This window comes from Chitinophaga eiseniae (assembly GCF_900167135.1).
In the GTDB taxonomy this organism is placed as follows: Bacteria; Bacteroidota; Bacteroidia; order Chitinophagales; family Chitinophagaceae; genus Chitinophaga; species Chitinophaga eiseniae.
This window is the reverse complement of record NZ_FUWZ01000002.1, coordinates 361,609-386,646: the sequence shown is the minus strand read 5'-3', so window position 1 is coordinate 386,646 and position 25,038 is coordinate 361,609. Positions and strand designations below refer to the sequence as shown.

At 50.6% G+C, this 25,038-nt stretch carries 19 protein-coding genes; 5 read left to right on the top strand and 14 right to left on the bottom strand.

Annotated features, from left to right (window positions below):
• The first annotated feature begins 37 nt into the window (after positions 1-37).
• Genes B5D63_RS11075 through B5D63_RS11060 form a run of 4 tightly spaced genes read left to right on the top strand, consistent with a single transcriptional unit; the run spans position 38 to position 4,271 of the window.
• Positions 38-1,315: an ABC transporter permease gene (locus tag B5D63_RS11075; protein WP_078668876.1), complete on the top strand. Its 1,278-nt coding sequence runs from the start codon at positions 38-40 to the stop codon at positions 1,313-1,315.
• A gap of 49 nt (positions 1,316-1,364) precedes the next feature.
• Complete coding sequence (locus B5D63_RS11070; protein WP_078668875.1) at positions 1,365-2,678, top strand: gluconate:H+ symporter; 1,314 nt, start codon at positions 1,365-1,367, stop codon at positions 2,676-2,678.
• Positions 2,679-2,697: 19 nt separating this feature from the next.
• The gene (locus B5D63_RS11065) at positions 2,698-3,159 is read left to right on the top strand and encodes a RidA family protein (protein WP_078668874.1); all 462 of its coding nucleotides are present in this window, start codon (positions 2,698-2,700) and stop codon (positions 3,157-3,159) included.
• Between the two features lie 11 nt (positions 3,160-3,170).
• The gene (locus tag B5D63_RS11060; protein ID WP_078668873.1) at positions 3,171-4,271 is read left to right on the top strand and encodes a D-TA family PLP-dependent enzyme; all 1,101 of its coding nucleotides are present in this window, start codon (positions 3,171-3,173) and stop codon (positions 4,269-4,271) included.
• Between the two features lie 69 nt (positions 4,272-4,340).
• Here B5D63_RS11060 and B5D63_RS11055 read toward each other — a convergent pair whose 3' ends face one another.
• From B5D63_RS11055 to B5D63_RS10995, 13 genes are all read right to left on the bottom strand, one after another.
• The gene (locus B5D63_RS11055; protein WP_200816984.1) at positions 4,341-6,689 is read right to left on the bottom strand and encodes a family 20 glycosylhydrolase; all 2,349 of its coding nucleotides are present in this window, start codon (positions 6,687-6,689) and stop codon (positions 4,341-4,343) included.
• Positions 6,690-6,768: 79 nt separating this feature from the next.
• Positions 6,769-8,373 carry a RagB/SusD family nutrient uptake outer membrane protein gene (locus B5D63_RS11050; protein WP_078668872.1) on the bottom strand — a complete coding sequence of 535 codons (1,605 nt, stop codon included), beginning with the start codon at positions 8,371-8,373 and terminating at the stop codon, positions 6,769-6,771.
• Positions 8,374-8,405: 32 nt separating this feature from the next.
• Entirely contained in the window at positions 8,406-11,687 is a 3,282-nt protein-coding gene (locus B5D63_RS11045) for a TonB-dependent receptor (RefSeq protein ID WP_159455987.1), read from the bottom strand.
• A 221-nt stretch (positions 11,688-11,908) separates the two neighbouring features.
• Positions 11,909-12,883, bottom strand: a complete 975-nt coding sequence (locus tag B5D63_RS11040; RefSeq protein ID WP_078668870.1) for a FecR family protein — start codon at positions 12,881-12,883, stop codon at positions 11,909-11,911.
• 54 nt (positions 12,884-12,937) lie between these two features.
• Positions 12,938-13,504 (bottom strand): RNA polymerase sigma factor, encoded by a 567-nt coding sequence (locus tag B5D63_RS11035; RefSeq protein WP_078668869.1) that lies wholly within the window; start codon positions 13,502-13,504, stop codon positions 12,938-12,940.
• Between the two features lie 61 nt (positions 13,505-13,565).
• Positions 13,566-13,958 (bottom strand): hypothetical protein, encoded by a 393-nt coding sequence (locus tag B5D63_RS11030; RefSeq protein WP_143312872.1) that lies wholly within the window; start codon positions 13,956-13,958, stop codon positions 13,566-13,568.
• A 63-nt stretch (positions 13,959-14,021) separates the two neighbouring features.
• Complete coding sequence (locus B5D63_RS11025) at positions 14,022-14,774, bottom strand: hypothetical protein (protein WP_078668867.1); 753 nt, start codon at positions 14,772-14,774, stop codon at positions 14,022-14,024.
• Between the two features lie 46 nt (positions 14,775-14,820).
• Positions 14,821-15,447, bottom strand: a complete 627-nt coding sequence (locus B5D63_RS11020; RefSeq protein WP_078668866.1) for a rhomboid family intramembrane serine protease — start codon at positions 15,445-15,447, stop codon at positions 14,821-14,823.
• 33 nt (positions 15,448-15,480) lie between these two features.
• On the bottom strand, positions 15,481-16,353 hold the full coding sequence (locus B5D63_RS11015) for a hypothetical protein (RefSeq protein ID WP_143312871.1): 873 nt from the start codon (positions 16,351-16,353) through the stop codon (positions 15,481-15,483).
• 96 nt (positions 16,354-16,449) lie between these two features.
• Positions 16,450-16,896 carry a 50S ribosomal protein L9 gene (gene rplI / locus B5D63_RS11010; protein WP_078668864.1) on the bottom strand — a complete coding sequence of 149 codons (447 nt, stop codon included), beginning with the start codon at positions 16,894-16,896 and terminating at the stop codon, positions 16,450-16,452.
• Positions 16,897-16,902: 6 nt separating this feature from the next.
• On the bottom strand, positions 16,903-17,178 hold the full coding sequence (gene rpsR / locus B5D63_RS11005; protein WP_078668863.1) for a 30S ribosomal protein S18: 276 nt from the start codon (positions 17,176-17,178) through the stop codon (positions 16,903-16,905).
• Positions 17,179-17,183: 5 nt separating this feature from the next.
• Positions 17,184-17,534 (bottom strand): 30S ribosomal protein S6, encoded by a 351-nt coding sequence (rpsF, locus tag B5D63_RS11000; RefSeq protein ID WP_211092553.1) that lies wholly within the window; start codon positions 17,532-17,534, stop codon positions 17,184-17,186.
• Positions 17,535-17,739: 205 nt separating this feature from the next.
• Positions 17,740-21,027, bottom strand: coding sequence for an Ig-like domain-containing protein (locus B5D63_RS10995; RefSeq protein ID WP_078668862.1), 3,288 nt, complete (start codon positions 21,025-21,027; stop codon positions 17,740-17,742).
• Between the two features lie 268 nt (positions 21,028-21,295).
• Between B5D63_RS10995 and htpG the strand changes: the two genes are divergently transcribed.
• Complete coding sequence (htpG, locus tag B5D63_RS10990; protein WP_078668861.1) at positions 21,296-23,128, top strand: molecular chaperone HtpG; 1,833 nt, start codon at positions 21,296-21,298, stop codon at positions 23,126-23,128.
• Between the two features lie 77 nt (positions 23,129-23,205).
• On the opposite strand, the gene recJ is transcribed toward htpG, so the two are convergent.
• Complete coding sequence (gene recJ, locus B5D63_RS10985; protein WP_078668860.1) at positions 23,206-24,912, bottom strand: single-stranded-DNA-specific exonuclease RecJ; 1,707 nt, start codon at positions 24,910-24,912, stop codon at positions 23,206-23,208.
• Between the last annotated feature and the right edge of the window lie 126 nt (positions 24,913-25,038).

The following is a 25,038-nucleotide window of genomic DNA, read 5'->3' as shown; positions in this document are numbered from 1 at the left end:
ATTTTGTGTCTGTCTGAACTTCCATTAACTTTATTACATGCGGTTTTTAGATATATTTTCCCTTGCTTATCGTTCCGTGAGCGGCAACAGGCTGCGCACCGGTCTTACTGTTTCTATTATTGCTGTGGGCATCACAGTACTGGTGGGCATTCTGACCGCCATCGACAGCATGAAAAACAGTATTTACTCCAGCTTCGCCAGCATGGGGGCCAACAGCTTTTCCCTGAGAAACCGCGATATGCAGGTACATATCGGGAATGACGGCGACAAGGCCTCCAAAGGCAATAAAAACGTAAAAAAGGTCCGGAAATCCATCAGCAATAAAACCATTTCTTACCAGGAGGCGATGCAGTTTAAAGACCGGTACCATTTTCCTGCCACGGTGAGCGTTAATTTCAGGGCCACCGGCATCGCCACGGTATATAAAGACGACAAGAAGACGAACCCCAACGTGACCGTTATCGGCGGAGACGAGAACTATCTCGATATCTCCAGCTATACTATCCGAGACGGCCGCAATTTTAACGCACTGGACGTATCGTCCGGGCGTAACGTGGCTATCCTGGGCAAAGACGTGGCAGAGAAGCTGTTCGGGAAAAAAATGAAAAATGTGGTAAATAACACCATCCGTGTGGGAGATGTGCGTTATCGCGTGATCGGCGTGCTGGAAAGCAAAGGCAGCAGCAACCTGATGAGCGCGGACAACGTGGTGATTACCACGGTCAACAATACACGAAGAATTTTTAACCGGCCCAACGCTTCTTATCAGATAGGCGTGTCCGTGAAAGATATTAAACAGATGGAAGCCGCGCAGGGCGAAGCCATTGGCACCTTCCGGGTAGTGCGGCAGCTGGCGCTGAACGATGAAGATAACTTTACCCTCAGCAAGAGCGATAGTATCGCAGAGATGTTGTTCCAGAGTTTGGGCACGGTGAACCTGTTCGCCGTAGCTATCGCTGCGATCACGCTTTTCGGTTCTGCGATAGGACTGATGAACATCATGCTGGTGTCGGTGGCTGAAAGGACCCGTGAGATAGGGGTCACCAAAGCTTTGGGTGCTACCAGCAAAACCATCCGCAAACAATTTCTCTACGAAGCCATCATCATCAGTACCATGGGCGGCCTCTTCGGCGCCCTGGCAGGTATGCTGCTGGGCAATATTGTGTCCATGTTACTGAAATCTTCTTTTGTTGTGCCCTGGGCATGGATTTTAACCGGTGTCGGCCTCTGCGCCGCCGTAGGACTGGTTTCCGGTATCTATCCCGCCTACAAGGCCTCTAAACTGGACCCCATTATCGCTTTGCGTTACGAGTAGAATTCCCGGAATCAATTTGTTATCTTGTTCTTTCCAAAAGAAAGAGCATATGCCTTTATTGATCGTTATTGCTGCTATTCTCCTATTGGTGGTACTGGTTACCTGGTGTAAGATAAATACCTTCGTGTCTTTCCTGATTGTTTCCCTGCTGATGGGCCTCGCGCTACGCATGGACATAGGAGCCATTACCCAGTCCATACAAACCGGTATCGGTAAAACCTTAGGTTCGCTGATCGTGGTCATTGTTTTCGGCGCCATGTTGGGTAAACTGGTGGCTGAAAGCGGTGCTGCGCAACGGATCGCAGGTGGACTGATGCGTTTGTTGGGTCCCCGTTATATTCAGTGGTCGCTGATGCTGACCGGTTTCATTGTGGGGATACCGCTGTTTTACAACATCGGATTTGTATTAATGGTGCCGCTGATCTTTACGGTGGCGGCGCAAACCCGTTTACCGACGGTGTACCTGGGCATCCCTATGCTGGCGGCGTTGTCCGTTACCCATGGTTATCTGCCGCCGCATCCTTCGCCTACCGCGCTGGTACAGCAGTTTCATGCCAGCATGGGCCTTACGCTGCTCTATGGTATTTTGCTGGCGATACCGGCCATTATCCTGGCCGGACCGGTGTTTTCGCGGTACCTGAAAAGGTATGCCAGCGAACCCGGAAAAATGTTCGTGGCGCCGCCCCTGCCGGAAGCGGAGCTGCCGGGCATGTTCCCGAGTATGTTTGCTGCCATGTTGCCGGTATTGTTGCTGGCGGTGACCGCCCTGCTGAAGTTATGGCTGCCAGCCGGTGAATTGCCCTATAAGATCGTCACCTGGCTGGGAGATCCGCTGATCGTGATGTTGCTGGCGGTGTTAAACGGGATGTACCTGCTGGGTACCCGACGGGGCATGCCTTCCAAAAAGATGTTGGGGCTGATGGATGATGCAGTGAAAGATGTGGCCGTGATCATCCTGATCATTGGCGGTTCCGGTGCGCTCACGCAGCTGCTGCATGACAGTAAGGTGAGTGACTATATTGCTGAGACGCTGCGGAATATGCATATGCATCCGCTGTTGCTGGCATGGGGCATTGCGGCGATTATCCGCGTTTGTATCGGATCGGCTACAGTAGCCGGTTTAACGACGGCCGGCATCGTGGCGCCGCTGATCGCCAGTTCGGGGGTAAACCCCAACCTGATGGTGCTGGCTACCGGCGCCGGCAGCCTGATGTTTTCACACGTCAACGACGCCGGGTTCTGGATGTTCAAAGAATACTTTAACTTGTCAGTGAAAGATACGATCAAAACATGGTCAGTAATGGAAACCATCGTTTCGGTAACAGGACTTATCGGTAGTTTATTGCTGAGTATGATTGTCTAACGTAAACCAATAAACGAAAATGACACCGACGGAGAACTTTAAAGCACTGGGCCTCTCGCTGCCACCAGCGCCTGCACCGCTGGGCGTTTATAAACCATTGCTGATAAACGGAAAACACGTGTACGTTTCAGGGCATGGCACCGTGCAGGACGATGGCAGCCTGATCATGGGCCGCATCGGCAGAGACCTTACACCGGAGGAAGGTAAACTGGCCGCCCGTCAGGTAGGATTGGCCATCCTGTCAACGCTCGTAACAAACCTGGGCAGCCTGGATAAGATCAAAAGGGTCATCAAAGTACTGGGGATGGTCAACTGCGTACCGGAGTTTGAGCGGCACCCTTATATTATCAATGGCTGCAGCGAATTGTTTGCAGCGGTATGGGGACAGGAGAACGGCGTGGGCGTACGCAGCGCCGTTGGTTTCGGCTCGCTGCCGGATAATATACCGGTGGAAATAGAAGCCTTATTCGAATTGTATTAATGATATAACCTATGGAATGGTATCAACTTAAAACACCGGCGCAGGTGGATTCTCCCGCGTTGCTGGTATATAAAGACAGGATCGGGGAAAATATCGGTCTGGTAAAAAACATGATCGATGATGTACAGCGGTTACGGATACACGTAAAAACACATAAGATCGCCGAAGTGGCGCAAATGATGCAGGCGGCTGGCATACAGAAATATAAGTGCGCCACTATCGCGGAAGCGGAAATGCTGGGCATGGTAAAAGCCAAAGACGTATTGCTGGCCTATCAGCCGGTAGGGCCTAAAGCGGCGCGTCTGCTGGAACTGGTGCAACAGTATCCGGACACGGATTTCGCCTGCCTGACAGATAACAAAACTGCCGCCGAAGCTATCAGCAGCCTGTTTGCCGCGGCCGGAAAGCGACTGAAGGTATACCTCGATCTGAATGTGGGTATGAACCGTACCGGGATTAAACCGGAAGGAGCGCTCGACTTGTACCGGTACCTGTATACTTTGCCGGGCATACAACCGGTAGGCATACACGCTTATGACGGACATCTGCATGATACGGACATGGCTACACGGAAAAAGCGTTGTGATGAAGCATACGGCCCCGTGCCGGTATTGCAACACGCCATCGTGGCATGTGGGCTGCCGGAGCCGGTCATCGTCGCCGGCGGTTCCCCTACCTTTCCTATACATGCCGCGAGACCGGTCATAGAATGCAGTCCGGGTACTTTTGTTTTCTGGGACTGGGGCTATGGTAAAAATCTGCCGGAACAACCCTTCCAATGGGCGGCGCTGGTACTATCGAGGGTCGTTTCTGTTATCGACGACCAGCTGTTGTGCCTCGACCTGGGACATAAATCGGTGGCGGCCGAAAGCCCGCAGCCAAGGGTGCATTTCATCAATGCGCCGGAAGCGCAACCGGTATCCCAGAGCGAAGAACACCTGGTGCTGAAAGTGGCAGATACCGCTGCTTATCCCGTGGGTACGGAATTCTACGGCGTACCGTTACATATTTGTCCGACAGTGGCATTATACGAACGCGCCTATGTTGTGGAAGACCATGTGTGTACCGGTACGTGGAAGGTGATCGCCAGGGACAGGATGATTGAGCACTGATATCACGAAATACCATAAAAAAGTCCGTCAATTTTGTATTGACGGACTTTTTTTATTACTAAAAAAATATTACGGATGTTGTATCACTTTGAGGTTATCGATTTCACCTTTGAAAGCGTTCGCGCTATCGCCGATCGTTTGTAAAGGAAATACGAGCGTCTGAATGATCATATTCCTGTCTTTCGTGCCGGGGAATGATCGCATAGCGCCTTCCAGTTTTTCTGCTAACCGGCCGTTGATAAACAGGGAGGTGCCTTTGTTATTGCCGCTGATCCTTACGTGGGTCATGCTGTCTGCGTGGAACCTGTAATTGAAGTGGTAATGATAGCCTTCACGGGAGAAGGCTATTTTGCCATCCTGGTATGTCACCACCGCATGTGGAGAGGAAAAGAGTACGGCTCCCGGCTGGTTATCAGCAGCTGGCTGAATATCAAATTCAACACTGTAAGGATAACCCACTTCGGTTAACGGTGTTTTTATATAGCTGCTGCCACCCTGCAGTACCAGTGTTTTCCGGGGTGAGATGCCCACCTGGTGTTGTTGAAGCGCTGCTCTCTTGTTGCCGCTGATATCGTTGATCCTGTTGTCTGAAAAATCATATTGCAGGGCAAGGGAGTCGCGGCTGGTTATTTTAGCCCGCATATTGAGCCCGGGCCCTTCTCCGATCAACCGGCTGTGGGCGGCAAACTGTTGATAGTCGCTCTGCGATGTATGGCCGTTCCACATTTTTTCTGCCAGTACCTGCATGGAAGGGAATACACGATCATGCACGTCCTGTTCAGTGATACCGTTGCCCGGGTGATCGTTCCATACTGCGAAAGCGCCGCCTTTTATCTGCGGATGCCCCATCGGGAATACTGCATCTCCAATCATATTAGGCTCCCATTGCTGGTATATTTTTGCGACGTTGAGATAGTCGTGATAGTACCCAGCTGCCGGAACGATGTATAACCATCCGTCGGGCGTGCTGATGAGATCATATCCCTGGCGCATCATGTCTGCCGGCTCGGCATAGCCGTTGTACCACGCGTTCATGGTAACACCGGCTGATTTTACAGGTGTAGAACCCTGTGCGTGGGTGAGGGAACCCCACATCCGCACTTTTTTACCGAAGCTTTCTACATAACGGATGTAATGGTCTGTGAATGCCCTGAATTTCTCTGCTTCTTTCTTTGCGTACTCATCGGTGCCGATGTGTACTTCGTCGCCTTTAAACACAGGTTCCGGCCCTTGCAGGTATTCCCGGAAAACCTTGTCGATCATATCGTAGGAAGCGCTGTCAAGATTGAGATGGTCTCTTCCATAGGAGAGGCTGGCGGTTTGCGGAACGACTTTCGTGAAAGCCAGTGAGTGCGCCGGCACATCGATCTCCGGGATAATTTTTACGGCGCAGCTGTCAGCAAGGTCCTGCAAGGCGATGAAGGCTTTCTTGGAATAGCTGCCGTCTTTCGCGGTAAGACCGGGAAAGGTGCTGTTTTCCAGTCTGAATGCTGCATAGGTACTGTCCCAGTTGTTGCCGAAAAATTGTTTAAAGCCGTTGTCGTTGAGATGGATGTGGAAGTCGTTCATCTTGTAGTAGGCCATGAATTTTACATAGTGCCGGAGAAAATCCATGGAGAAGAATTTGCGGCCTGCGTCCAGCACAAAGCCACGGACGGCATATTTGGGATAGTCGCGCGTGATACCTTGCGGGATATGACGATGTTGCCGGTCCTGTTCCAGTAGCTGTAACAGGGTGCGGGTGGCCCAGAAAGCGCCCTGCGGATGCATGGCCCGGATACGGATATCTTCCGCAATCTCCAGTTGATAGCCTTCTTTTCCCAGTGCCTGGTCTGCGGACCTTAAGCTGAAATAGATATCGCCTTTACGGGGCTGACCTGTACGGATACTGATCTGTGGAATACCGGTCAGCTGCTGTAGATCTGCCTTGAAGACAGTTACGCCGGGCAGCAGCGCCGCGGTGTCCCGGGGATCTATCACCAGTGCCGGTTTACCGGGCAGGGTATAGTTTCCTTTCCCGCCATACCATTCTCGCAGCGCGGGGATCACAAAAGGCGTCGGATTACCTGTACGGGCGGCATATTTTCCAGGCACTGTCACGGTAATGTTGGGCACATCCATGGTGGCGCTGTCCTGATGGCGTTGCAGCACAAAATAAAGGCTGACCGGCACATCCACGAGCGGCGTGGTAATATGTCCTTCCCGGTCTATAACCGGTAACCGGTCTGTCCCCTTCAGCTGTAACGAATAGCCGGCTGGCGCCGCCGGTAGGGGCAGCTGCCGTGTAGTATTAGTGATAGGGGGTATTTTTTTTACCGAAGCAGCTGCCCGGGCAAAAGTGGCGGAATCTGCGATGTGCTGGGCGGTGGCAGAGTGCCACAGGAAGCCCGACAATACGGCGAGGCATTGATATTTCATTGTTCCTGTCATTTATAAAGCCCTTTGCACACGGCAAAGGGCTTTTTGATAGCGTGAAGTTAATAAATCCGGAAGATGTTTACCAGGGTTCGTTTTGTGTAAGCTCCTTGTTTTTTTCCAGCTCCGTTTTTGGGATCGGAAGCAGGTAATAAGCGTCTGTGAACACTCTTGGAGAAGAGGCGCCCAGATCGGCTTCTACGACTTCATACTGGTATACACCGTTGTTGAGGGTGATACGCATGCCGTGAAATGTTTTACCATTCAACACGCTCACGGCGGTACGCCAGCGGCGGAGGTCCCAGTAACGGTGGTTCTCGTAAGCCAGTTCTATTTTTCTTTCATGCATGATGATATTACTCATCTGCGCCTGTCCCTGTCCTGCAGCCACCGCCGGCATCTTAGCGCGTGTACGCACGAGGTCCACGTATGTTTTGGCGGTAGCCGGGTCGTTCAGGTTGTTCATGGCTTCTGCATAATTCAGGAAGATCTCGCCTAACCGGAATTCTATCCAGCTTTGGGTGCTGCTCCAGATTTTATCCAGGGCCAGTGTTTCGTCGAGATATTTGCGGATATAGTAACCGGTTTTTGTATTGTCATTGGTGGTATTACGGCCTACAATTTCATCGGTACCGCCTACACGTGTCTGGATCACGCGACCTTTCCACGGAGCGCCTTCATACAGGATAGTGGCATAAAACCGCGGATCACGGCCTTTATACGGCTGCTGCGGATTATAGCCGGATGCCGGGTCTGTAATGGCTTTACCGGTAGCCTGCATTTCATAGTCATCTACCATTTCCTGTGTCGGTTGGGTAAGACTGGTGTAGTCGCCGGGATTGTCAAAATACGGTACGTTCATGGCATCGTAATTGTGCACGCGGCTGGGGTCGAGGTACTGTATCTCAAAAATACTTTCGGACGATGCCTGCTGTTTGGTATTGAACAGCGAAGCGTAGTTCGACACAAGGCTAAAGCCGCCGTTGTCGATGATCTCTTTGGACGCTTTGGCGGAGGCGTCCCACCTGCGGGCATACAGCATGGCACGGCTTTTCAGGGCGAGGGCAGTCCACCGGGAAGCCAGGCCTGCTCTGGCGCTGGCAGGTAGTTTGCCGGCTGCGTCATCCAGTTCCGTTGCAATGAAATTGTATATCGTGGTGGTGTCTGTACGTTTTACCATCAGGTCTTCTGTCAGCGTCTGTGGTTGTGTGATCAGCGGTACGCCGCCATAACGTTTCACCAGCTCGAAATAGTAAAAAGCGCGCAGGAATTTAACCTGCCCGATAAGATTATTTCTGTCGCTTTCTGACAAGTTAGGGACGTTCCCTATCTGTTGAAAAAAGACGTTGGTTTTGCGGATGCTTTTGTAGGTGTCGCTCCAGATGTTTAGTGGCGCGTTGATGGACGTATATTTGCCGTTGATCTGCAGCAGATTGGCTTCCAGCCAGCCATAGCTGCCCCTCGCTTCATCTGTGATACAGGCGAGGGAGGAAGTGCCGTCCGGCGAAACATCAAAACCGATCGGCAGGTTTTTATAAATATCTGCTATATAAAGTTGCACCAGTTTGGGGTCCTTCCAGATGATTTCGTCTGAGAGGCTGTTTACCGGTGACTGGTCCATTTTTGAACAGGAAAATAATCCTGTTATGCATGTCCAAAGTACCAGGTGGATATATATCTTTTTCATGTCTCTTTCCTTGTTTTCGGTTAACCGATAAATTATAAAGTCAGGTTTACGCCAATGTTTACGCTGCGCTGCTGCGGATAATACCCGCGTGTCTCGGAAGGCACTTCGGGATCGAGTCCTTTCAGCCTGGAGAAAGTCAGCAGATTGGCGCCAGCTACGTATATACGTGCCTGTTGTATGCGCGCCTGTTTCAGCCATCCTGCGGGAAGGGTGTATCCAATGTTGAGGCTGCGTAGTTTGAGATAGCTGGCATCGCGCAGCCAGAAGGAAGATCCTTTCAGGTTATTGGCATTACCGTTGATCACAGGCCGTGGAAACTCCGCGCCGCGGTTATCAGGCGTCCAGTAGTCCAGCATGTAAGTCATAGGATTGGAGATATTGAAAAAGGGATAAGCCAGTTCTGCACCGATGTAAGTGTTGAAGTTGGTAGCGCCCTGCCACAGCATGCTGATATCGAAGCCATTCCAGGAAGCGCCGAGGTTAAGCCCGTACACAACTTCCGGCATTTTGCTGCGGCCGATGATCGTGCGGTCCAGATCGTTGATGACGCCGTCGCCGTTGATGTCGGCATAACGGATGTCACCGGGCTTAGGTTGGAAATTGTATTGTTTGGGGGCGTTTTTAATTTCTTCTTCACTCTGGAAAAGTCCCATGGCAACAAGGCCGGTGTACTGGTCAAACGGCCGTCCTGTTTGCCGTAACGACGCCTGGATGTTGGCTGCTTCGTCCATGAAAATTACTTTATTACGGGCGAAGGTAAAGGTGCCGCGTGCGTTGTAGTTTACCTTGCCGATACGGTTCTCATGGCCTATTTCCACTTCGAAGCCCTGGTTGTCTACAATGCCCACATTCTGATAGGGAAGTTGCTCTCCGAAAGTACCGGGCACAGAGGCTGTCCTGGGACGCAGGATATTGCTGGTGCGTTTGTAGAAGTAGCCGGCATCCAGTGTCAACAGGCGGTTCCACAGAGAAGTTTCAAACCCGATATCAGTAGTAGTGGCAATCTCCCAGCCGATGTTCTGATTGGGGTACCCTGCGGAGAAAATGCCGTTGTAAGGTTTGCCATCGATGATGTATACAGAGTTGGTACCACCGCCGGAACCTGCATAGTAAGAAGGCAGGTATTGAAAGGCACGTACGCTGTCATTGCCCAGTTGACCATAAGAAGCTTTTATTTTCAGATAGTCGATGGTGCGTACATTGTTTTTAAAGAAATTTTCTTCCGACACTACCCAGCCGGCAGACACGCCCGGGAAGAAGCCCCAGCGCTTGTCGCTGGCGAAGCTCAGCGAGCCATCATAACGGAAAGTAGCGGTGAGCAGATATTTGTGGGCGTAGGCATAGTTGAAGCGGCCGGCCACGCCTGCACGGGAATAGACATCTGCCGTACCGTCGTTGTTTAAACCGCTTTTGGAACCGGCGAATAATTCGTCGAGCAGCGGGCTGTCGAACTGTTCACGATAGGCCTGCATTTTATCCATACGGTAATTGTAGGTTTCGTACAGGAGCGTACCATCTACATCGTGTTTGCCGAAAGAACGGATATAGTTGACGATCGCTTGTGTGGTGATGCCTGCCTGTTGCTCGGAGTTTTGTGTCAGGTTGATGTTACCGGCGCGGGTGATTTTATCATAGTCCTTTGTGGAGGCATTGTACTTATAGTAGGAATACGGTGTGGAGAACTGTTTTTCATAAAACATTCTCTTGTCAAAAGCTGCTACGCCCTTTACAGAGAGACCTTCCACGCCGGGAATAGTATATTTCAGCGCAAAGTTACTCTGGAAGGTATTCCAGTCCTGTTGCCGGTGACCGCTTTCTGTCGCGTCCAGCATAGGGCTGCGTCCGCCGGTGGTGCCGCCTGGCAGGCCATTGGGATAATAGTTGGCGTCGAGCGGAGAGGCACGTATGATAGCGTTGAAGATGGTGCCTGCGTCCACACCGGGGCCTGTTCTGCGTTCAAGGCGTCCTGCGAGGTCTACGGAGGCCACCAGGTGTTTGCCGATATTGGCATCTACATTGGAGCGGATGTTATACCGTTTGTAGTTGGTGGACTTATACAGGGAATTCTGGTCCAGGTAACCGATCGAGACATAGTATTTGGCTTTGTCGTTGCCGCCTCTTACGCTCAGGTCGTGCTGTGTTTGCATAGCGGTATTGTTCATCGTGCTTTTCCACCAGTCGGTATTGGCGAGGCCTTTTAAGGGATCGGGGTTGTTGCGGATGGTGTTGATGTCTTCTTCGGAATAGCGGGCCGGCTGGCCGTTGGCTGCCAGTCCTGCGTTGTACATTTCTGCATATTGTACCCCATTCAGCTGTTTCATCCGGATGCCGGGTTGCTGATATCCTACGTATCCGTTGTAGGAGATGGTAGGAGCACCGCTGGTACCGCGTTTGGTGGTGATGAGCATAACGCCGTTGGCCGCCCTGGAGCCATAGATGGCGGCGGAAGAGGCATCTTTCAGAATGCTGATGGTTTCGATATCGGCGGGGTTCAGCTCACTGAAGCTGCGTTGTATACCGTCTACGATCACGAGCATGCTGTTGTAGCCGAAGGTGCTTTTACCTCTGATGCTGAGGGAGGCGCCGTCATTACCGGGTTCTCCGCTGTTCTGCCGGGCAATGATGCCGGGTGCGCGTCCTGCCAGTGCGTTGGATAGGTTGGCCACCGGCGCGGAACGGATATCTTTACCGCTGACGGTAGCTACCGAGCCGGTAAGGCTGGCTTTTTTCTGTACGCCGTAACCGACCACGATCACTTCACTGAGCCCTTTGGTGTCTTCAGCCAACACGGCATCTACGGTGGTGCGGTTATTTACCGGAAGTATGAGCTGCTGATAGCCGATATAGGTAAAAACAAGGTTGGCAGTACCGGGCGTTTCCAGTTTAAATTCGCCTTTTTCATTGCTGATGGTACCTTTCCCGGTTTTGTCCACTTTAATGCTGACGCCGATTAAAGGTGTACCATTCTTGTCGGTAACTTTTCCCTGTACCGTTAATTCCTGTATAACGGTGTTGACAGGCGCTATTACGATGAGGTCATTTTTCAACAAACGGAATGTAAGGCCGGTATTGTTCAGTACGGTGGATAAAACAGTTTCCACCGGTTCGTCATTTACATTGACGGATACGGTAAGGTCAGGTGAGATGGCGTCATCATTGTATACAAAGCGACAGTTGGTTTTTTTCTCTACTAACTTCAGCAGCTTCATGAGCCTTACATCAGATACGTTCAGCGTTACTTTGGAGCGCTGTGAGTAGGCGGCGGCAGATACCTGTAAACAGGTGATCAGTGTTATAAAGAACGATAATTTCATCAGAATGATCGTTTTAAGGATCAGGAAAGGATATGAGGTCCCCTCATGAAAAAAACTCCTTGATTTTTTCATACATTTAGAAAACTTTTGGTCAATAAAAAAGTAACAGGTCCCTGTCCGCCAAGAGAGGAGCCCTGCAACTGTTGATCAGATGTGGGGGAGATGTGTCCGCATTTCCCCTTTTAGTTTGTTCACTGTGGTAATCAGGTCATAAGTGGTGTTTACTTGGTGATAAAAATGTCTCGCTGGTTTATCTGGTAATGGAAGGGGGCGGACAGCTGCAGTGCTGTCAGCGTTTGGTCCACTGTTTCATTCTCAAAGATGGCGGTGAATAGCAGCTTTTTTAACGATGGGTCCTGGATATGGATGTTTACACCATACCAGCGTTCCATCTTTACAGCGATTTGTTCAAATGTTTCGTGACTAAATACCAGCTTGTTTTCTTTCCATAAAGTTTCATTGAGCGTGCTGTCGTGGTTGGCTACACTGTTTTTCAGTTCATAGAACGATGTCGGATGCTGTTTGGATGATGATGTGTACAGGATGATTTTTTCGTTTGGCCGCAAGCGTATTTTGGAAGACGTTTGTTCCCGCAGGGTGATTTCCACCGCGCCGCTCACCAGCAATGTTTCGTCTGATACGTCGTTTTTATATGCTTTTACGTTGAATGAAGTTCCCAGTACGGTGATGTCCATACGTGCGGTATGGATAACAAAGGGCTGCCCCGGATTTTTCGCTACATCAAAAAATGCTTCTCCTTCCAGGGAAACGGTCCTGTCATCTCCGGGATAACAGGTCAGTTTACTCTTTTTATTGAGCCATACGGAGGTGCCGTCCGGCAGGCGATGTTGTACAATGCTCGCGTCGGCACTGAGGAAGGTAGACCGGTGCTGATAGTGGTAGATGGCGCCCCATGCGCTGCCTGCTATCAGGGCCACGACGGCGGCGGCTTTGAACCACGGTCGCAGGTAGATTGGCTTGCGTACCGGTGGCGCCGGAGCAATGGCCTGCCAGCCGGCTGCTTTCAGTGCGGCGGCTTCCGGGCTTCCCGGCAAGGCATCGGATTTCTCTCCGGATACATCCAGTTGCTCATACCATTCTTTGATCTGTGCTAGTTCTGCTTCGGAACACTGGTTTTTGCTGTATTTTTCCAGCAACAACAGCAGCCGGTCGTTGTTGAGCGCATTGTTTTCCATAACTCGTACTTAAAGAGTCGGCCGAAAGGGAAGGATATACCAGGTGACGAAAAATTATTTTTCGCTCCGGGGAAAAAGATAGGTATTGGCCAGCTTATTTCGAAGGCGGGCAAGTGCGTTACTGATCTGGTTTCTGACAGTTTGTTCGGAAATGGCGAGTTGACTGGCAATTTGTGCGGCGCTCATGCCTTTATCGCGGCTTAGCAGAAAAACTTCCTGCATTTTAGCAGGCATGGCCTGTACTTCCTGTTGCACAAGGGATTCCAGTTCGCGGAACTGGACGGTGTCAGTTACCGGGTGATGCGGTTCATCCGGTGTTTCCAGGTATTGCTGATAGTAGTTGACCCGTACGGCGCGGGCGCGGTAATAATCAATGATTTTGTAGTCCAGCGCTGTTAGCAGGTAGTTTACCAGGGTAGACTTCAGAACAAGCGTATGGCGGCTTTTCCAGAGATGGGCAAAAATCTCCTGGAGCAGGTCGGAGATATCTGAAGTGGCTTGTATTTTTTTGAAGGCCCGGCTGTAAAGCAAATCCCAATGCCGATCGTACAGGATACGGAAGGCATCTTCTTGATTCTGCTGTAATGCAGACACCAGCGCTTTATCTGACCAATCCTCCAATTAGGTTACTTTTCGTACAAACATAACAAAGTTCGTTGGCTTTATGGAGGGGGAACTACGCTTAGTAATACAATTGTGATAAAACATTTGTCTCATCAAATGTTTTGGGTTTTAGTCCCATAAATTCGGTGTATTGTGTAAGGGTGAGCAACGGTTTCAGTTTGTTGTGCAGGCCGTTCTGCATGCTGTTGAGCTTTGTGGTATAAGCCTTTTTGTTGGTTTGCTGCAGGGGTTGAATATTTACTTTCTGTTGCAGGTAAGTGGTAACAATGGTGAGCAGCCTTGGTTTTTGTTTGTCTGTCAGCAGGAGAGATTTGTCCAGTTTGGAGACGATGGAGTTGGCAGTTCCTTCCACGTTCATGGTGGGTGCCTGTGGCAGTATAAAGTTGGCAGCGGCATTTACGTGGCTGCAAACAACAGCTGCCAACATCAGGAGGAGGAGTAACTTTTTCATACGCAGTGGATCGATTTTGGTTACGGTCATTAAATATACTAAATAGGCCGTAACAACGCTCCGCTACTGCATCACCAGTTTCACATAACGGTGATGGTCTTTCATAATATCTTCATGAGTCTGGTAAATTGCGATCAATGTTTTATTGTCTACCCACCGAACATCATCCAGGCCGTAGTCGTTTATACCGGCTTCGCCTACCAGTTTGATATCCTTGTTGTTGATTTCAAACAGTTGGAAACCATTGGGGTTGAAACCGGCCTCTATGTCCATGCTGGGGCAGATAAAGTACTTTTTATCGGGAGAAGGAACGGGCGCTGTCCAGGTGTACAGGGTATCGCCATTCTCGGGATTCAGCAGTTCAAAGCCGTCGGCTTCATAGTAGGTAATGAACAGGCCATGTCTTTGCAGTTCCGGATAATAGCCGGCGTAGCGGTAACGGGCATAATCTTCGCCATCGTCTTCCGGATTGTCGGTCCGTATTTTCTGACTGCCGTTGGCGAGCTGAAAGATCAGCTGAGGGCCATTCCGTTTTACGTTGGTTACTTTAGACAGGGCGTTGGTTTCTGAAGTATCTCCGGAAGGTTCATAGGCAGGATATTGCTCATAGGTAGTTTTGTCAATAAAGTAGACAAGAAACTTTTTCTCACCTGCTTTCACGGTGTCGATATATTCAGGCGTAACGCTGATAGCCGTTTCAGGTGCTGTCGTGTCGCCGGCTGTCTGCGTGCTGTCTGCGCCTGATGGTTTACCAGTGTTGTTACACGCGTACATAAAGTGAACAAACACCATCAGGAATAGGATCTTCTTTATCATAGTACGGAATTTAGGAATACAAATGTAGGTATTTATCAAAGGCAAATCACCTGCGGGGTAAACGTAGGCCGTCGGCTGGTGTGAGGGTAAAGTAGAAAACATAGCCTGTCAGCATACCGCTGAGAAACCCTGTCAGATGGGCGGCATTGTCAATGTCCTGGGAGAAACCAGCCACAAGAAGGTTCAGCAGGATAAACAGGCTGATATAACCGAGAAAATTATGGCGGGCCATGGGCGGGAAGAGACGGGTGGTAAGCAGCGCGAAAAATACGCCGTAGATGCCGAAGATGGCGCCGGATGCTCCTACGCCTACCATGTTGCGGTGAAATAACACACTGGCATAATCGGCTACCAGCCCGGTAACCAGGTAAGCGATGATAAAGCGGAAGGGCCGGATGACAGGCTCCAGGAAAACGCCGGCAATAAAAAGCCCCAGCATATTGGTCAGCAAATGCCACCAGCCGGCGTGCAGAAACATGCTGGTCAGCAGTCGCCAGTATTCGCCATGACCAATGGTGAGCGGCCAGTAGTTGGCGCCCCGGTGCAGCAACTGTTCCCCGTTGCCCCACCAGAGATCCATACCGGCCATAACAGTCAGCATATACACCAGTATATTGGCGGTTATCATCAGCAGGGTGACGGGCATTTGTCTGAATCTGGTGCGTTGGTACATCCGTTAAAAGGTACGGATAATTCGTGAATGGGTTTATTGGTAGATGTAGTCGAGATTCACCTGGGTATCTGACCCGAGTTTGGTGTATCCTTCACAATGCAGGTGTACACGGGCTCTTTGCGGATAGCCATCTCTATAGGCGTAGAAGAACTGCACGGTGGTGTTACGATAATATTGCTGGGAGGTGCTTTTGTAAACGGCCGTTTGTTGTTCGTCCATTTTGATCAGCGTAGGATTGTTGGTACTTACCGGTAGCAGGAAGGTGGCCAGGTTGGGCATCGGTGTTGGTTCCAGTACCGGCGCGATCCCGGGGCCCAGCACCAGCTGGTTGGCCAGCGGCCGCAGCGGGTTGATGGTATCGTCCCATTCATACCGGGCGGAGCGCACATAAAAACCGGTATCCTGATGCTGACCGGTAAAAGTGTCTGTACAGATGCTTTTCCAGTCGGGGTTGCCGTCGGTATAGTTCCAGCTCATAGCCTGCGATGAGTCGATGTACTTCAGAGCGGAGGGCATTCCTTTTTTCCAGGCGAGGCGGGCGGTACGTAAAGGGGTACTGTCTGCCGCGAAATATTGTACTTCCGTGATATTGCCCAGCGCATCCCATGCCTTTACAGTGGCGGTTTGTACCAGTGTTTTCTGTTGATGGCTTTCCATGGCCGATTCCATACCGGTAAGGCGGTGGAAGCTGTCGTAGAAAAAGGTGGTGACGTTGGTGTCCTGGCGGCTGTAATGTTTCACCAGTTTAAGGAGATGTCCGGTCGAATCGTATTGAAAAGTATACTGCGGGATACTGTCACCATGTATGGTGATGGCGGTCAGCCGCACGGGTGCTTTTTTAGCCCGGTGGGTACTGCAGGCAGTGAAGAGGATGGGTATCAGCAAACAGTAGAGATACTTTGTCATACAAATGGCGGAAATAGGTGATGTATGAAAGTAACAAAAAAAATCCCGGACTGTCACCAGTCCGGGAAATATTTTATTCCGGGTGTCCGGAAAATACTACTCAGCCACTACTTCAAACTCCATTTCGGTTTCGTTGCCTTTACCGAAATCCAGGCGTGCTTTGTAAGTACCTAATTCTTTTACATCATCCAGGATGTGGATGCGGCGACGGTCAATTTCGTAACCTTTCTGTTCTTTGATCGCACGGGCAATCTGAACACCGGTAACGCTACCGAAGATTTTACCGGAAGTACCGGTTTTAGCGCCGATTTTAACAGGAGAAGCTTTCAGTACTTCCACCACTTTCGCGATTTCAGCCAGCAGTTTCTCTTCTTTCACTTTCTGCACTTTCAGGCGTTCCTGCAGTTGCTTCATGTTGGAAGGACTTGCTTCTACCGCGAATTTCTGCGGAATCAGGAAGTTCCTGGCGTAACCATTCTTTACGTTAACCAGTTCATTCTTCTGACCCAGGTTATCTACGTCTTGTATTAAGATAATTTGCATAACTTCTTACTTTAAAAGGTCAGTAACATAAGGCAATAAAGCCATTTGACGAGCTTTCTTAATAGCCTGGGCTACTTTACGCTGAAATTTCAGGGAGTTACCTGTGATACGGCGGGGTAACATTTTACCCTGGTCGTTCAAAAATTTCTTCAAAAACTCACCGTCTTTGTAATCTACGTACCTGATGCCCATTTTCTTGAAACGGCAGTATTTCTTCTGACGTTTCTCAGTTTTTACGGCTGTTAAGTACTTAATTTCTTGTTTTTTTGGTTTAACTGCCATAATAATTAAGCTTCAGTGGTTTTAGATTCTGCATTTACACCATGTCTTTTGCGGTTGTTGTACTCAACAGCGTGTTTGTCGAGCGCAGTGATCATGTGGCGTAATACATTTTCATCACGGTTAAGCTGGATTTTCAGCTTCTCATTGAGGTCGGATGGCGCACTGTATTCCAGAACCAGGTACATGCCTGTAGTCTTTTTCCGGATAGGATACGCCAGTGATCTTAATCCCCAGGGATTTTCGTGCGTTACATTTCCGCCGTTCTCTTTAACGAGGTCAGCGAATTTTTTCTGAGCCGCTTTGTATTCGTCCTCAGAAAGCACAGGGGTAAAGATCACCATCAATTCGTAGTTCATAATTCCCTGTTTAAATGGTTTTAAATAAAAAAAATTGGAGTGCAAAGATACAGAACTATTGATAATTTCCGCGTGCTGCTGACTTTTAATCCCTAAATATCTTGTCTTTTCTCCTTCTTAATGTATAAAATATTGTAAGTCAATAATAAAACAGCCGTTCCGGTACTACCGGAACGGCTGTTTTCAACAGGCTGTCTGAAAAATATTACGGGTTTACCATCACTTTCGTTACCTGCACGTCCAGGCCGGACTGTACCCGCAGAAAATAGACACCTGCCGGCAACCGGCTCACATCCAGCGACCGGGTGTTTTTACCCTTGATCAGCGTGGTCTGTTCCTGATGGCGAACTCTGCCTTGCATATCGATCAGCTGTATCGCTGCCGGTCCGTTCTTGCCCCAGTCAATCCAGTACTGCAGCTGATGGCCCAGGATACACCACCAGAACCGCCACCACAGGTCCTTGCCTGTCAGCCACACTGTTTTCGCGGGGCTGTATTTAACGGTACCGTCCAGTCCTGTGTATTTTAACCGGTATTGGGCTATACCCGGCCAGGGGGCATCGTCATACCACAGGTAGGCATGTGCTTCCCCGGTAGTGCCATAGGCGGCCAGGGTGTCTACCGGCGTAAAATGTACCAGGTTGCGGGAACGCTCTATCACAAAGGTGCCGCTATTGATTTCATAAGGCGTATTCCAGGTAAGCTGCACCTTGCCGCCATCGGCTTTGGCTTCGAAACTGTTCAGCGGCAACGGATTGCCCAGTATCCGCAGATCGTAACGGCTTAATACCGGATAGTGGTCGGTGGTGGTGGAACTGTAACTGCTCACCAGCTGCTGCACCTGCTGCAGTACCCTCGCGGAGCCGGGCAGGTAGGCTACGCCGGTCTCGTCAGACCCGATCACATTATCGATCACCGAAGAGAAGCTGGCGGTGGAACGTTCCCCTGCAAGGCTCAGCGGTAAGGTCAACGGCTTGTAATGCAGGGTGTCATTCATAAAATCAATATAAGAGGTCGTAGTGTCCGGAGCCCTTTCTGTGGTGATGGTCCGGGCCAGGTCATCGTTGAAATCGCCCAGCACGATCAGGTTATTGTAAGGATACTGCGCATCCAGCGTGTCTTTTAGCTCTTTGGCCCCGTTCTTCCGGCGGTCCCAGGAAACCAGTTTTTCAGGTTTGGTGCCGGTATTGGCCTTGGCGTGCAGTAATATAAAGTTGATCCGGGCGGAATCATTATCCAGTTTGGCGGTCGCCTCCATCAGGTAAGGAAAGCGGCCGGACGACCAGTTGTAATAAGCCGTGCTGCTGCCGCCCTGGCGTAATACGCCATAGGTGCGGATCTTGCGGATAACGGATGTCTTATACACAAAAGCCAGTTTTTGCGCCAGCGCATAGTCCACATCAGTGAGACTATCGGCATAGGAACTAAAATCGGACATGACATAACTATAGCCTGGCAACTGGCTCACGACAGCCCGGAAACGGGCGGTATCCACCACTTCCGCCAGCGCAAAAACATCAGCGTCGAGGTATTGCATGATGCGGGTCACGTTGGCCTGCTGTAAACTGTCATTGGCCGGGTTCTGCGCCGGGCTGCCAAACCATTCAATATTCCAGTTCACCACTTTCAGGGAGCGCAGGGAAGTGCCGCTCAAACGGATATGGTTGTCGCTGAAGCCGGGCGCGCTGAAGGACAGTGTACCGTTGTACGTCGTGTTGGCGGCGGTGGGAACGAATTTTACCCATAGCTGCTGCGGACCCGCGTTGAGCGTCGTCTGCGGGATGGTCAGCTGGGTGCTGTAAGTATTGCTGTCGGCAGACAACCGGAAACCAGCCGGCGCACTGATGTGCAGATCGCCGGTGAAGTCGTTGGCCCAATAGCTGACCTGTTGCGGAACGGACGCCTGACCGGATTTTACATAGTCGAAATCAATGGCGGCCGGACTGCTGGTGAGGGTGGGCGCAGGCGTTGCCGTGGTGTCTTTCAGTCCGAAGTCGTCGATGGTCCAGCGGGCTGCCTGCAAGGCGGGAGAGGACGTGTATACAAAAGCAATGTAAACACTGGCTGCTTTGTGACCGGCAAGGTTAATGCCGTTGCTGCTGGTCCATACGTCGCTGCCGGTAGCGGGGAAGCGGCCGTTCAGCGTATGCCAGGTGGCGCTGCGGGGATCGCCGCTGCCGCTGTAATCGGTAGATACTTTCAGCACAAGGGCCGGACCGGTAAAGGCGGTGCGACTGCTGAAATGAAGCAGCGGCACCTGGAAACCCGTCAGGTCAAAAGCCGGTGATATCAACCAGTCTTCATTGTCCTGGGCGCCTCCGCTGAAACCATTGATCTGCACACCGTTACTGTTATTTTGTCCGAAAGTGGTGCAGGCCCATGTCTGTGCGCCGGTGACGCTGTATTGGCTAAAGCCGCCGCTCAGCATAGTGCTGCCGGCAGGCGCGCAGTTGTTAAAGTCGAAATTCAGCTGTTGTGCGCCGGTGCTGAAACGCCATTGCGTACTGTCGGCCATACCGGCAAAGTCATTGCCGGAGAGGTCTTTCACCAGGGCACTGTCAATAGTGACATAGTAACTGCTGTAGGGATGCAGTATTTTATTCAGCGTGAGCTGATGATTGCTGATGGCAAGGGCAGGGTGACCAATGGCAAACGTGTCGGTTTGACCGCTGCTGCTGTTATGCAGGTAAAGACGGCCCTCGTTGGCTGCCACCGTTTCGCTGAAGATGATTTGCAGGGGCGTGGCCGGGGATACGTCGGCCGACTGGTTCGCAGGTGCGAGGCTGGTGACCACAGGTGGTGTGACATCTGCGCCGGCGCCGGCCACAACGATGTTGTCTACCGCAAAGGACGGCCGGGAGCCGGCGCCGCTGATCTGCCGGTTTACCCAGCGCAGCTGCACCAGCGGTTGATTGTTGCATTCAGCGGGTAAAACGATGCTGATGGCCAGCGGCTGCTGTGGTTGTGTAATGCCAGACCCTGTCTGGGTAACGGTATTGTTCTGGTACGTCGTGCCGCTGACGTTAATGAAACTACCGGCGGCGCCTATACGATACTGCAGCCCCATTTCATTAATACGGGTATTGCTGTTACCATCGTATGGATTCCTGATAGTCATCGCGTCATAACTGACAGTGACATTCACCTGTCCGCCGGTGTTTATCGCCAGTACCAGTGAGTTGTCCACGGAACCGCTGTTCAGGAACCCGAGCTTGCCGCTGTAGTTGTATACGCCGTTGGCCGTACCGGAGGCGCTGCCATTGGACGTCAGCGCCTTGTCTGCCGATGGCGCCGCCGTGTTGAAATTACTGCCGGGAGAACCGCTCAGTGTCCAGCCCTGCCACCCGTCAGGATATACGGTGGAAGCGGCCGACAGCGCGTCGAAATTCTCCTGGTAGGGCAACGGTCGCGGCTGTGGCTGCGTCTGCGCTGCCGCGCCGCCACTGTAAATAAAGGCCAGTAAAAGAAAAAGATAACGTAAAGGTCTACTCATAGATTAGAATTAAGATTAAAAAGGGGGTCAGATTCAGTATTTTGGTTATCTAAATCTACTAAATTGCCGCCGCCTGAAAATGTTTTTATATGATTTATATGTTAATTAAAGGAGATTAATAATATTGGTTTTTTATTGAATGTTATTGTTGCTGTAGTGAATATGGTTGTATATCGGGTAAAATTTCATACGATGATTGACATCTTGTCAGCCTGCACCCGACTGGCATATCGTTTGAAAAAAGTGAGCAGAAAAAATCAGATAATCAATGCAAAAAGGAGCAATACGTGTTCAAACAGAGAACATTTTCCCCATCATCAAAAAATTCCTCTACTCAGACCACGAAATCTTTATCCGCGAGCTGGTAAGCAACGCGGTGGATGCTACGCAGAAACTGAGGACCCTGGCCAGCGTCGGCGAATACAAGGGCGAACTGGGCAATATTGACATTGAAGTAAGACTGGACAAAGAAAAAAAGACGATCACCATTGCCGATCATGGCATTGGTATGACTGCTGAAGAAGTAGATAAATACATCAACCAGGTAGCTTTTTCCGGGGCGGAAGAGTTTCTGAAAAAATACAAAGGCCAGGAGAGCGGGACCAACATCATCGGCCATTTCGGCCTCGGCTTTTACTCTTCTTTCATGGTGAGCAGCAAGGTGGAAATCTTCAGCAAATCATGGAAAGACGGCGCAGCAGCTGTACGCTGGGAATGCGACGGCAGCCCGGAATATGAACTGGAGGAAGTAACCAAAGAAGAAAGAGGCACTGAAATCGTGATGCATATCAACGAGGAAAGTGAAGAATTCCTGGACGAAGGCCGCATCCGTTCCATCCTCACCAAGTTCTGTAAATTCCTGCCGGTACCGGTTAAATTCGAAGATCAGCAGATCAACAACACCAACCCCGCATGGACGAAAAAGCCCAGCGAACTGACAACGGAAGACTACCAGAATTTCTACAAAGAATTATATCCCTTTGCAGAACCACCGCTGTTCTGGATCCACCTGAACGTAGACTATCCGTTCAGCCTCACCGGTATCCTCTACTTCCCGAAAATCACGAAGAGCTACGAAATACAGAAAGATAAAATCAACCTGTACTCCAACCAGGTATACGTGACCGATGAAGTAAAAGACATCGTACCGGAATTCCTGATGCTGCTGCATGGTGTGATCGACAGCCCGGATATCCCGCTGAACGTAAGCCGCAGCTACCTCCAGGGCGACCCCAACGTGAAAAAAATCAACGCCCACATCACCAAAAAAGTAGCGGACAAACTGGACGAAATGTTCCGTAACGACCGCAAAGGTTTTGAAGAGAAATGGGAATCCATCGGCCTGTTCGTAAAATACGGCATGATGACCGATGATAAATTCATGGACAAAGCCAACAAGTTCCTCGTGCTCGAAAACGTGGATGGTGGCACTTTTTACACCCGTGAAGAATATAAAGCCGCTGCGGAGGCACTGCAAACCAATAAAGAAGGCAAACTGGTGGTGCTGTACGCTACCAACCCGGTGCAACAGGACAGCTATGTGCAAGCTGCTAAAAACAAAGGGTTTATCGTAATAAAAATGGAGACCCTGGTGGATGCCGCCTTCATCAGCAACATCGAACCGAAGTGGGAGAACATACAGTTTACCCGGGTGGACGCTGACATCGCCGATAACCTGATTGATAAAGATGAGAACAATAACACCGTACTGACAGAAGATCAGGAAGGTAAACTGAAGGAAATCTTCACTGCGCAGGTAACGCAGCCGAACATCAAAGTGGAACTGAAAGGCCTGAATGCTGAAGCACAACCGGTAATCGTTACCCGCCCTGAATTCATGCGCCGTATGAAAGACATGGCCAGCATGGGCGGCGGCGGTATGAGCTGGTATGCAGCCATGCCCGACGAAATCAATATGACGGTCAATGCCAATCACCCGGTATACCTGAACATCCTCGACGAAAAAGACAATGCGTTGCAGGAAAAACAGGTGAAAAACCTGGCCGACCTGGCGTTGCTGTCCCAGAACCTGCTGACCGGGGCAGACCTGACCGCCTTTGTCAACAGAAGCGTGGAACTGATGGCAGGTGCAAAAAAATAGGAAACCTCCGCATAAAAGAAACCCCGGGTTTGCGCCCGGGGTTTCTTGTTTATATTATATAGGTATAACTCCTGTTCTTAATTGGAAGCCCTGATGTCAATGACTTTCAGCTGCAGGGTGGTTTGACCGTTCCATTCGTTTTCGTCAATATTAAATACAATATCAAACGGTTTTTTGCTGTTGATGATAGGAAACTTGTCGGCCATATAAAACCCGATGCCCGAAAGGGTAGGACCGCTGCGGCCCTGCCTCACGGAGAATTTGATATGCTCTTCTTTCACCAGTTTGGAATAACCGGTGTCGGTAATATTCCTGGCCAGGAAAACAGGGCGAAGGTTGTCGGGTCCCAGTGGCTCAAACTGTTTGAGAATATTATAGAATGCCGGTGTGATGTCAGTGAAGTAAATCTCCGTATCGATAACTATTTCCGGAACGAGTTGGTCGGGCCGGATACTGTTGGCCACCACTTCTTCAAAGCGTTGCTGGAAGGCGGCTACGTTCTCCGGTTTCAGTGTCATACCAGCTGCATAAAAATGGCCGCCGTAGTTCACCAGCAGGTCTTTACACTGATGGATCGCTTCATATACGTTAAAGCCGTTCACCGACCGGGCTGAGCCGGCCACCACATCGTTGGATTGGGTGAGAATGATGGTGGGGCGGTAGTAATATTTGTCGATCAGCCGGGAGGCTACGATGCCTACCACGCCCTTGTGCCAGTGCGCCTGGTACAATACCGTAGATTTTCTACGGCCCACGGATTCGTCGTTTTGCAGCAGGGACACCGCTTCCTGGGTGATCGTATTGTCTATTTCCTTGCGGTCGAAGTTGTCGGCATGCAGGACAGCTGCAATGGCTGCCGCTTTTTCCACGTCATTTTCGATGAACAGGTTTACCGCCTTGCGGGCGTCGTCCATCCGCCCGGCCGCATTCACGCGCGGGGCAATCACAAACACGAGGTTGGAGATGGTGAGCTGTTCTTTCAGTTCGCTGAGGGTGATCAGTGCCTGGATGCCGGGCAATGGGCTGCTGTTGACTTTTTTCAGTCCGTGAAATGCCAGCACCCTGTTTTCCCCGGTCATGGGCACAATGTCGGCCGCAATGCTGGTGGCTACCAGGTCCAGGAACTGGTTGGCCTCTTCCATCGGGATGCCTCTTTTCTGGGCGAAGGCGCAGATCAGTTTATAACCGATGCCGCAGCCGCTCAGTTCTTTATAAGGATAGGGGCAGTCGTATTGTTTCGGGTTGAGGATGGCTACCGCCGGCGGGACGATGGCGTCGGGCAGGTGGTGGTCGCAGATGATGAAGTCAATCCCCATCTCTTTGGCCGTTGCGATCAGTTCCACGGATTTAATGCCACAGTCCAGCGCGATAACGAGGCTAAAATCGTTGTCGCGCGCGTAGGCGATGCCTTCCGCGGAAATGCCATACCCTTCCCGGTACCGGTGCGGGATATAAAACTCGATATTATTGTAGAGTTTGTGTAGAAAAGCGTACACAGTGGCTACAGCTGTACAGCCGTCCACATCATAATCTCCGTAGATCAGTATTTTTTCATGGCGGAAAAATGCCAGTTCAATGCGGGAGATGGCTTTGTCCATGTCCTTCATCAGCCAGGGATCATGAAGGTCGTCGAGCGTGGGGCGAAAAAACTGGCGGGCAGCCTCATAAGTGTGTACATGCCGTTGTACGAGCAGCCGGCACAGCAAAGGATGTATGCGGAGCGAGGATTGAAGTGCTTTTTCCTGGTTTGGTTGATATGCTTTGACTGTCCAGCGTTTTTGCATTATGTTTTCAGGTAAGAGGAACCGTTTTAAAAGTGAAAAATGTAAAATAACAAAGTAAGTGGCAACAGCTGTTGGTTTGCGTGCAACCTGTATTACAGCTACAGTTTACATTTATTATTTTACATT

What these genes read in the sequence shown, in the direction of transcription:
- B5D63_RS11055 (WP_200816984.1), bottom strand. Translation starts at nt 6,689, where the DNA reads ATGAAATATCAATGCCTCGCCGTATTGTCGGGCTTCCTGTGGCACTCT.
- rplI (WP_078668864.1), bottom strand. Translation starts at nt 16,896, where the DNA reads ATGCAAATTATCTTAATACAAGACGTAGATAACCTGGGTCAGAAGAAT.
- B5D63_RS11075 (WP_078668876.1), top strand. Translation starts at nt 38, where the DNA reads ATGCGGTTTTTAGATATATTTTCCCTTGCTTATCGTTCCGTGAGCGGC.
- B5D63_RS11050 (WP_078668872.1), bottom strand. Translation starts at nt 8,373, where the DNA reads ATGAAAAAGATATATATCCACCTGGTACTTTGGACATGCATAACAGGA.
- B5D63_RS11060 (WP_078668873.1), top strand. Translation starts at nt 3,171, where the DNA reads ATGGAATGGTATCAACTTAAAACACCGGCGCAGGTGGATTCTCCCGCG.
- B5D63_RS11065 (WP_078668874.1), top strand. Translation starts at nt 2,698, where the DNA reads ATGACACCGACGGAGAACTTTAAAGCACTGGGCCTCTCGCTGCCACCA.
- htpG (WP_078668861.1), top strand. Translation starts at nt 21,296, where the DNA reads ATGCAAAAAGGAGCAATACGTGTTCAAACAGAGAACATTTTCCCCATC.
- B5D63_RS11030 (WP_143312872.1), bottom strand. Translation starts at nt 13,958, where the DNA reads ATGAAAAAGTTACTCCTCCTCCTGATGTTGGCAGCTGTTGTTTGCAGC.
- rpsF (WP_211092553.1), bottom strand. Translation starts at nt 17,534, where the DNA reads ATGAACTACGAATTGATGGTGATCTTTACCCCTGTGCTTTCTGAGGAC.
- B5D63_RS11040 (WP_078668870.1), bottom strand. Translation starts at nt 12,883, where the DNA reads ATGGAAAACAATGCGCTCAACAACGACCGGCTGCTGTTGTTGCTGGAA.
- B5D63_RS11070 (WP_078668875.1), top strand. Translation starts at nt 1,365, where the DNA reads ATGCCTTTATTGATCGTTATTGCTGCTATTCTCCTATTGGTGGTACTG.
- B5D63_RS11015 (WP_143312871.1), bottom strand. Translation starts at nt 16,353, where the DNA reads ATGACAAAGTATCTCTACTGTTTGCTGATACCCATCCTCTTCACTGCC.
- rpsR (WP_078668863.1), bottom strand. Translation starts at nt 17,178, where the DNA reads ATGGCAGTTAAACCAAAAAAACAAGAAATTAAGTACTTAACAGCCGTA.
- B5D63_RS10995 (WP_078668862.1), bottom strand. Translation starts at nt 21,027, where the DNA reads ATGAGTAGACCTTTACGTTATCTTTTTCTTTTACTGGCCTTTATTTAC.
- B5D63_RS11045 (WP_159455987.1), bottom strand. Translation starts at nt 11,687, where the DNA reads ATGAAATTATCGTTCTTTATAACACTGATCACCTGTTTACAGGTATCT.
- recJ (WP_078668860.1), bottom strand. Translation starts at nt 24,912, where the DNA reads ATGCAAAAACGCTGGACAGTCAAAGCATATCAACCAAACCAGGAAAAA.
- B5D63_RS11025 (WP_078668867.1), bottom strand. Translation starts at nt 14,774, where the DNA reads ATGATAAAGAAGATCCTATTCCTGATGGTGTTTGTTCACTTTATGTAC.
- B5D63_RS11020 (WP_078668866.1), bottom strand. Translation starts at nt 15,447, where the DNA reads ATGTACCAACGCACCAGATTCAGACAAATGCCCGTCACCCTGCTGATG.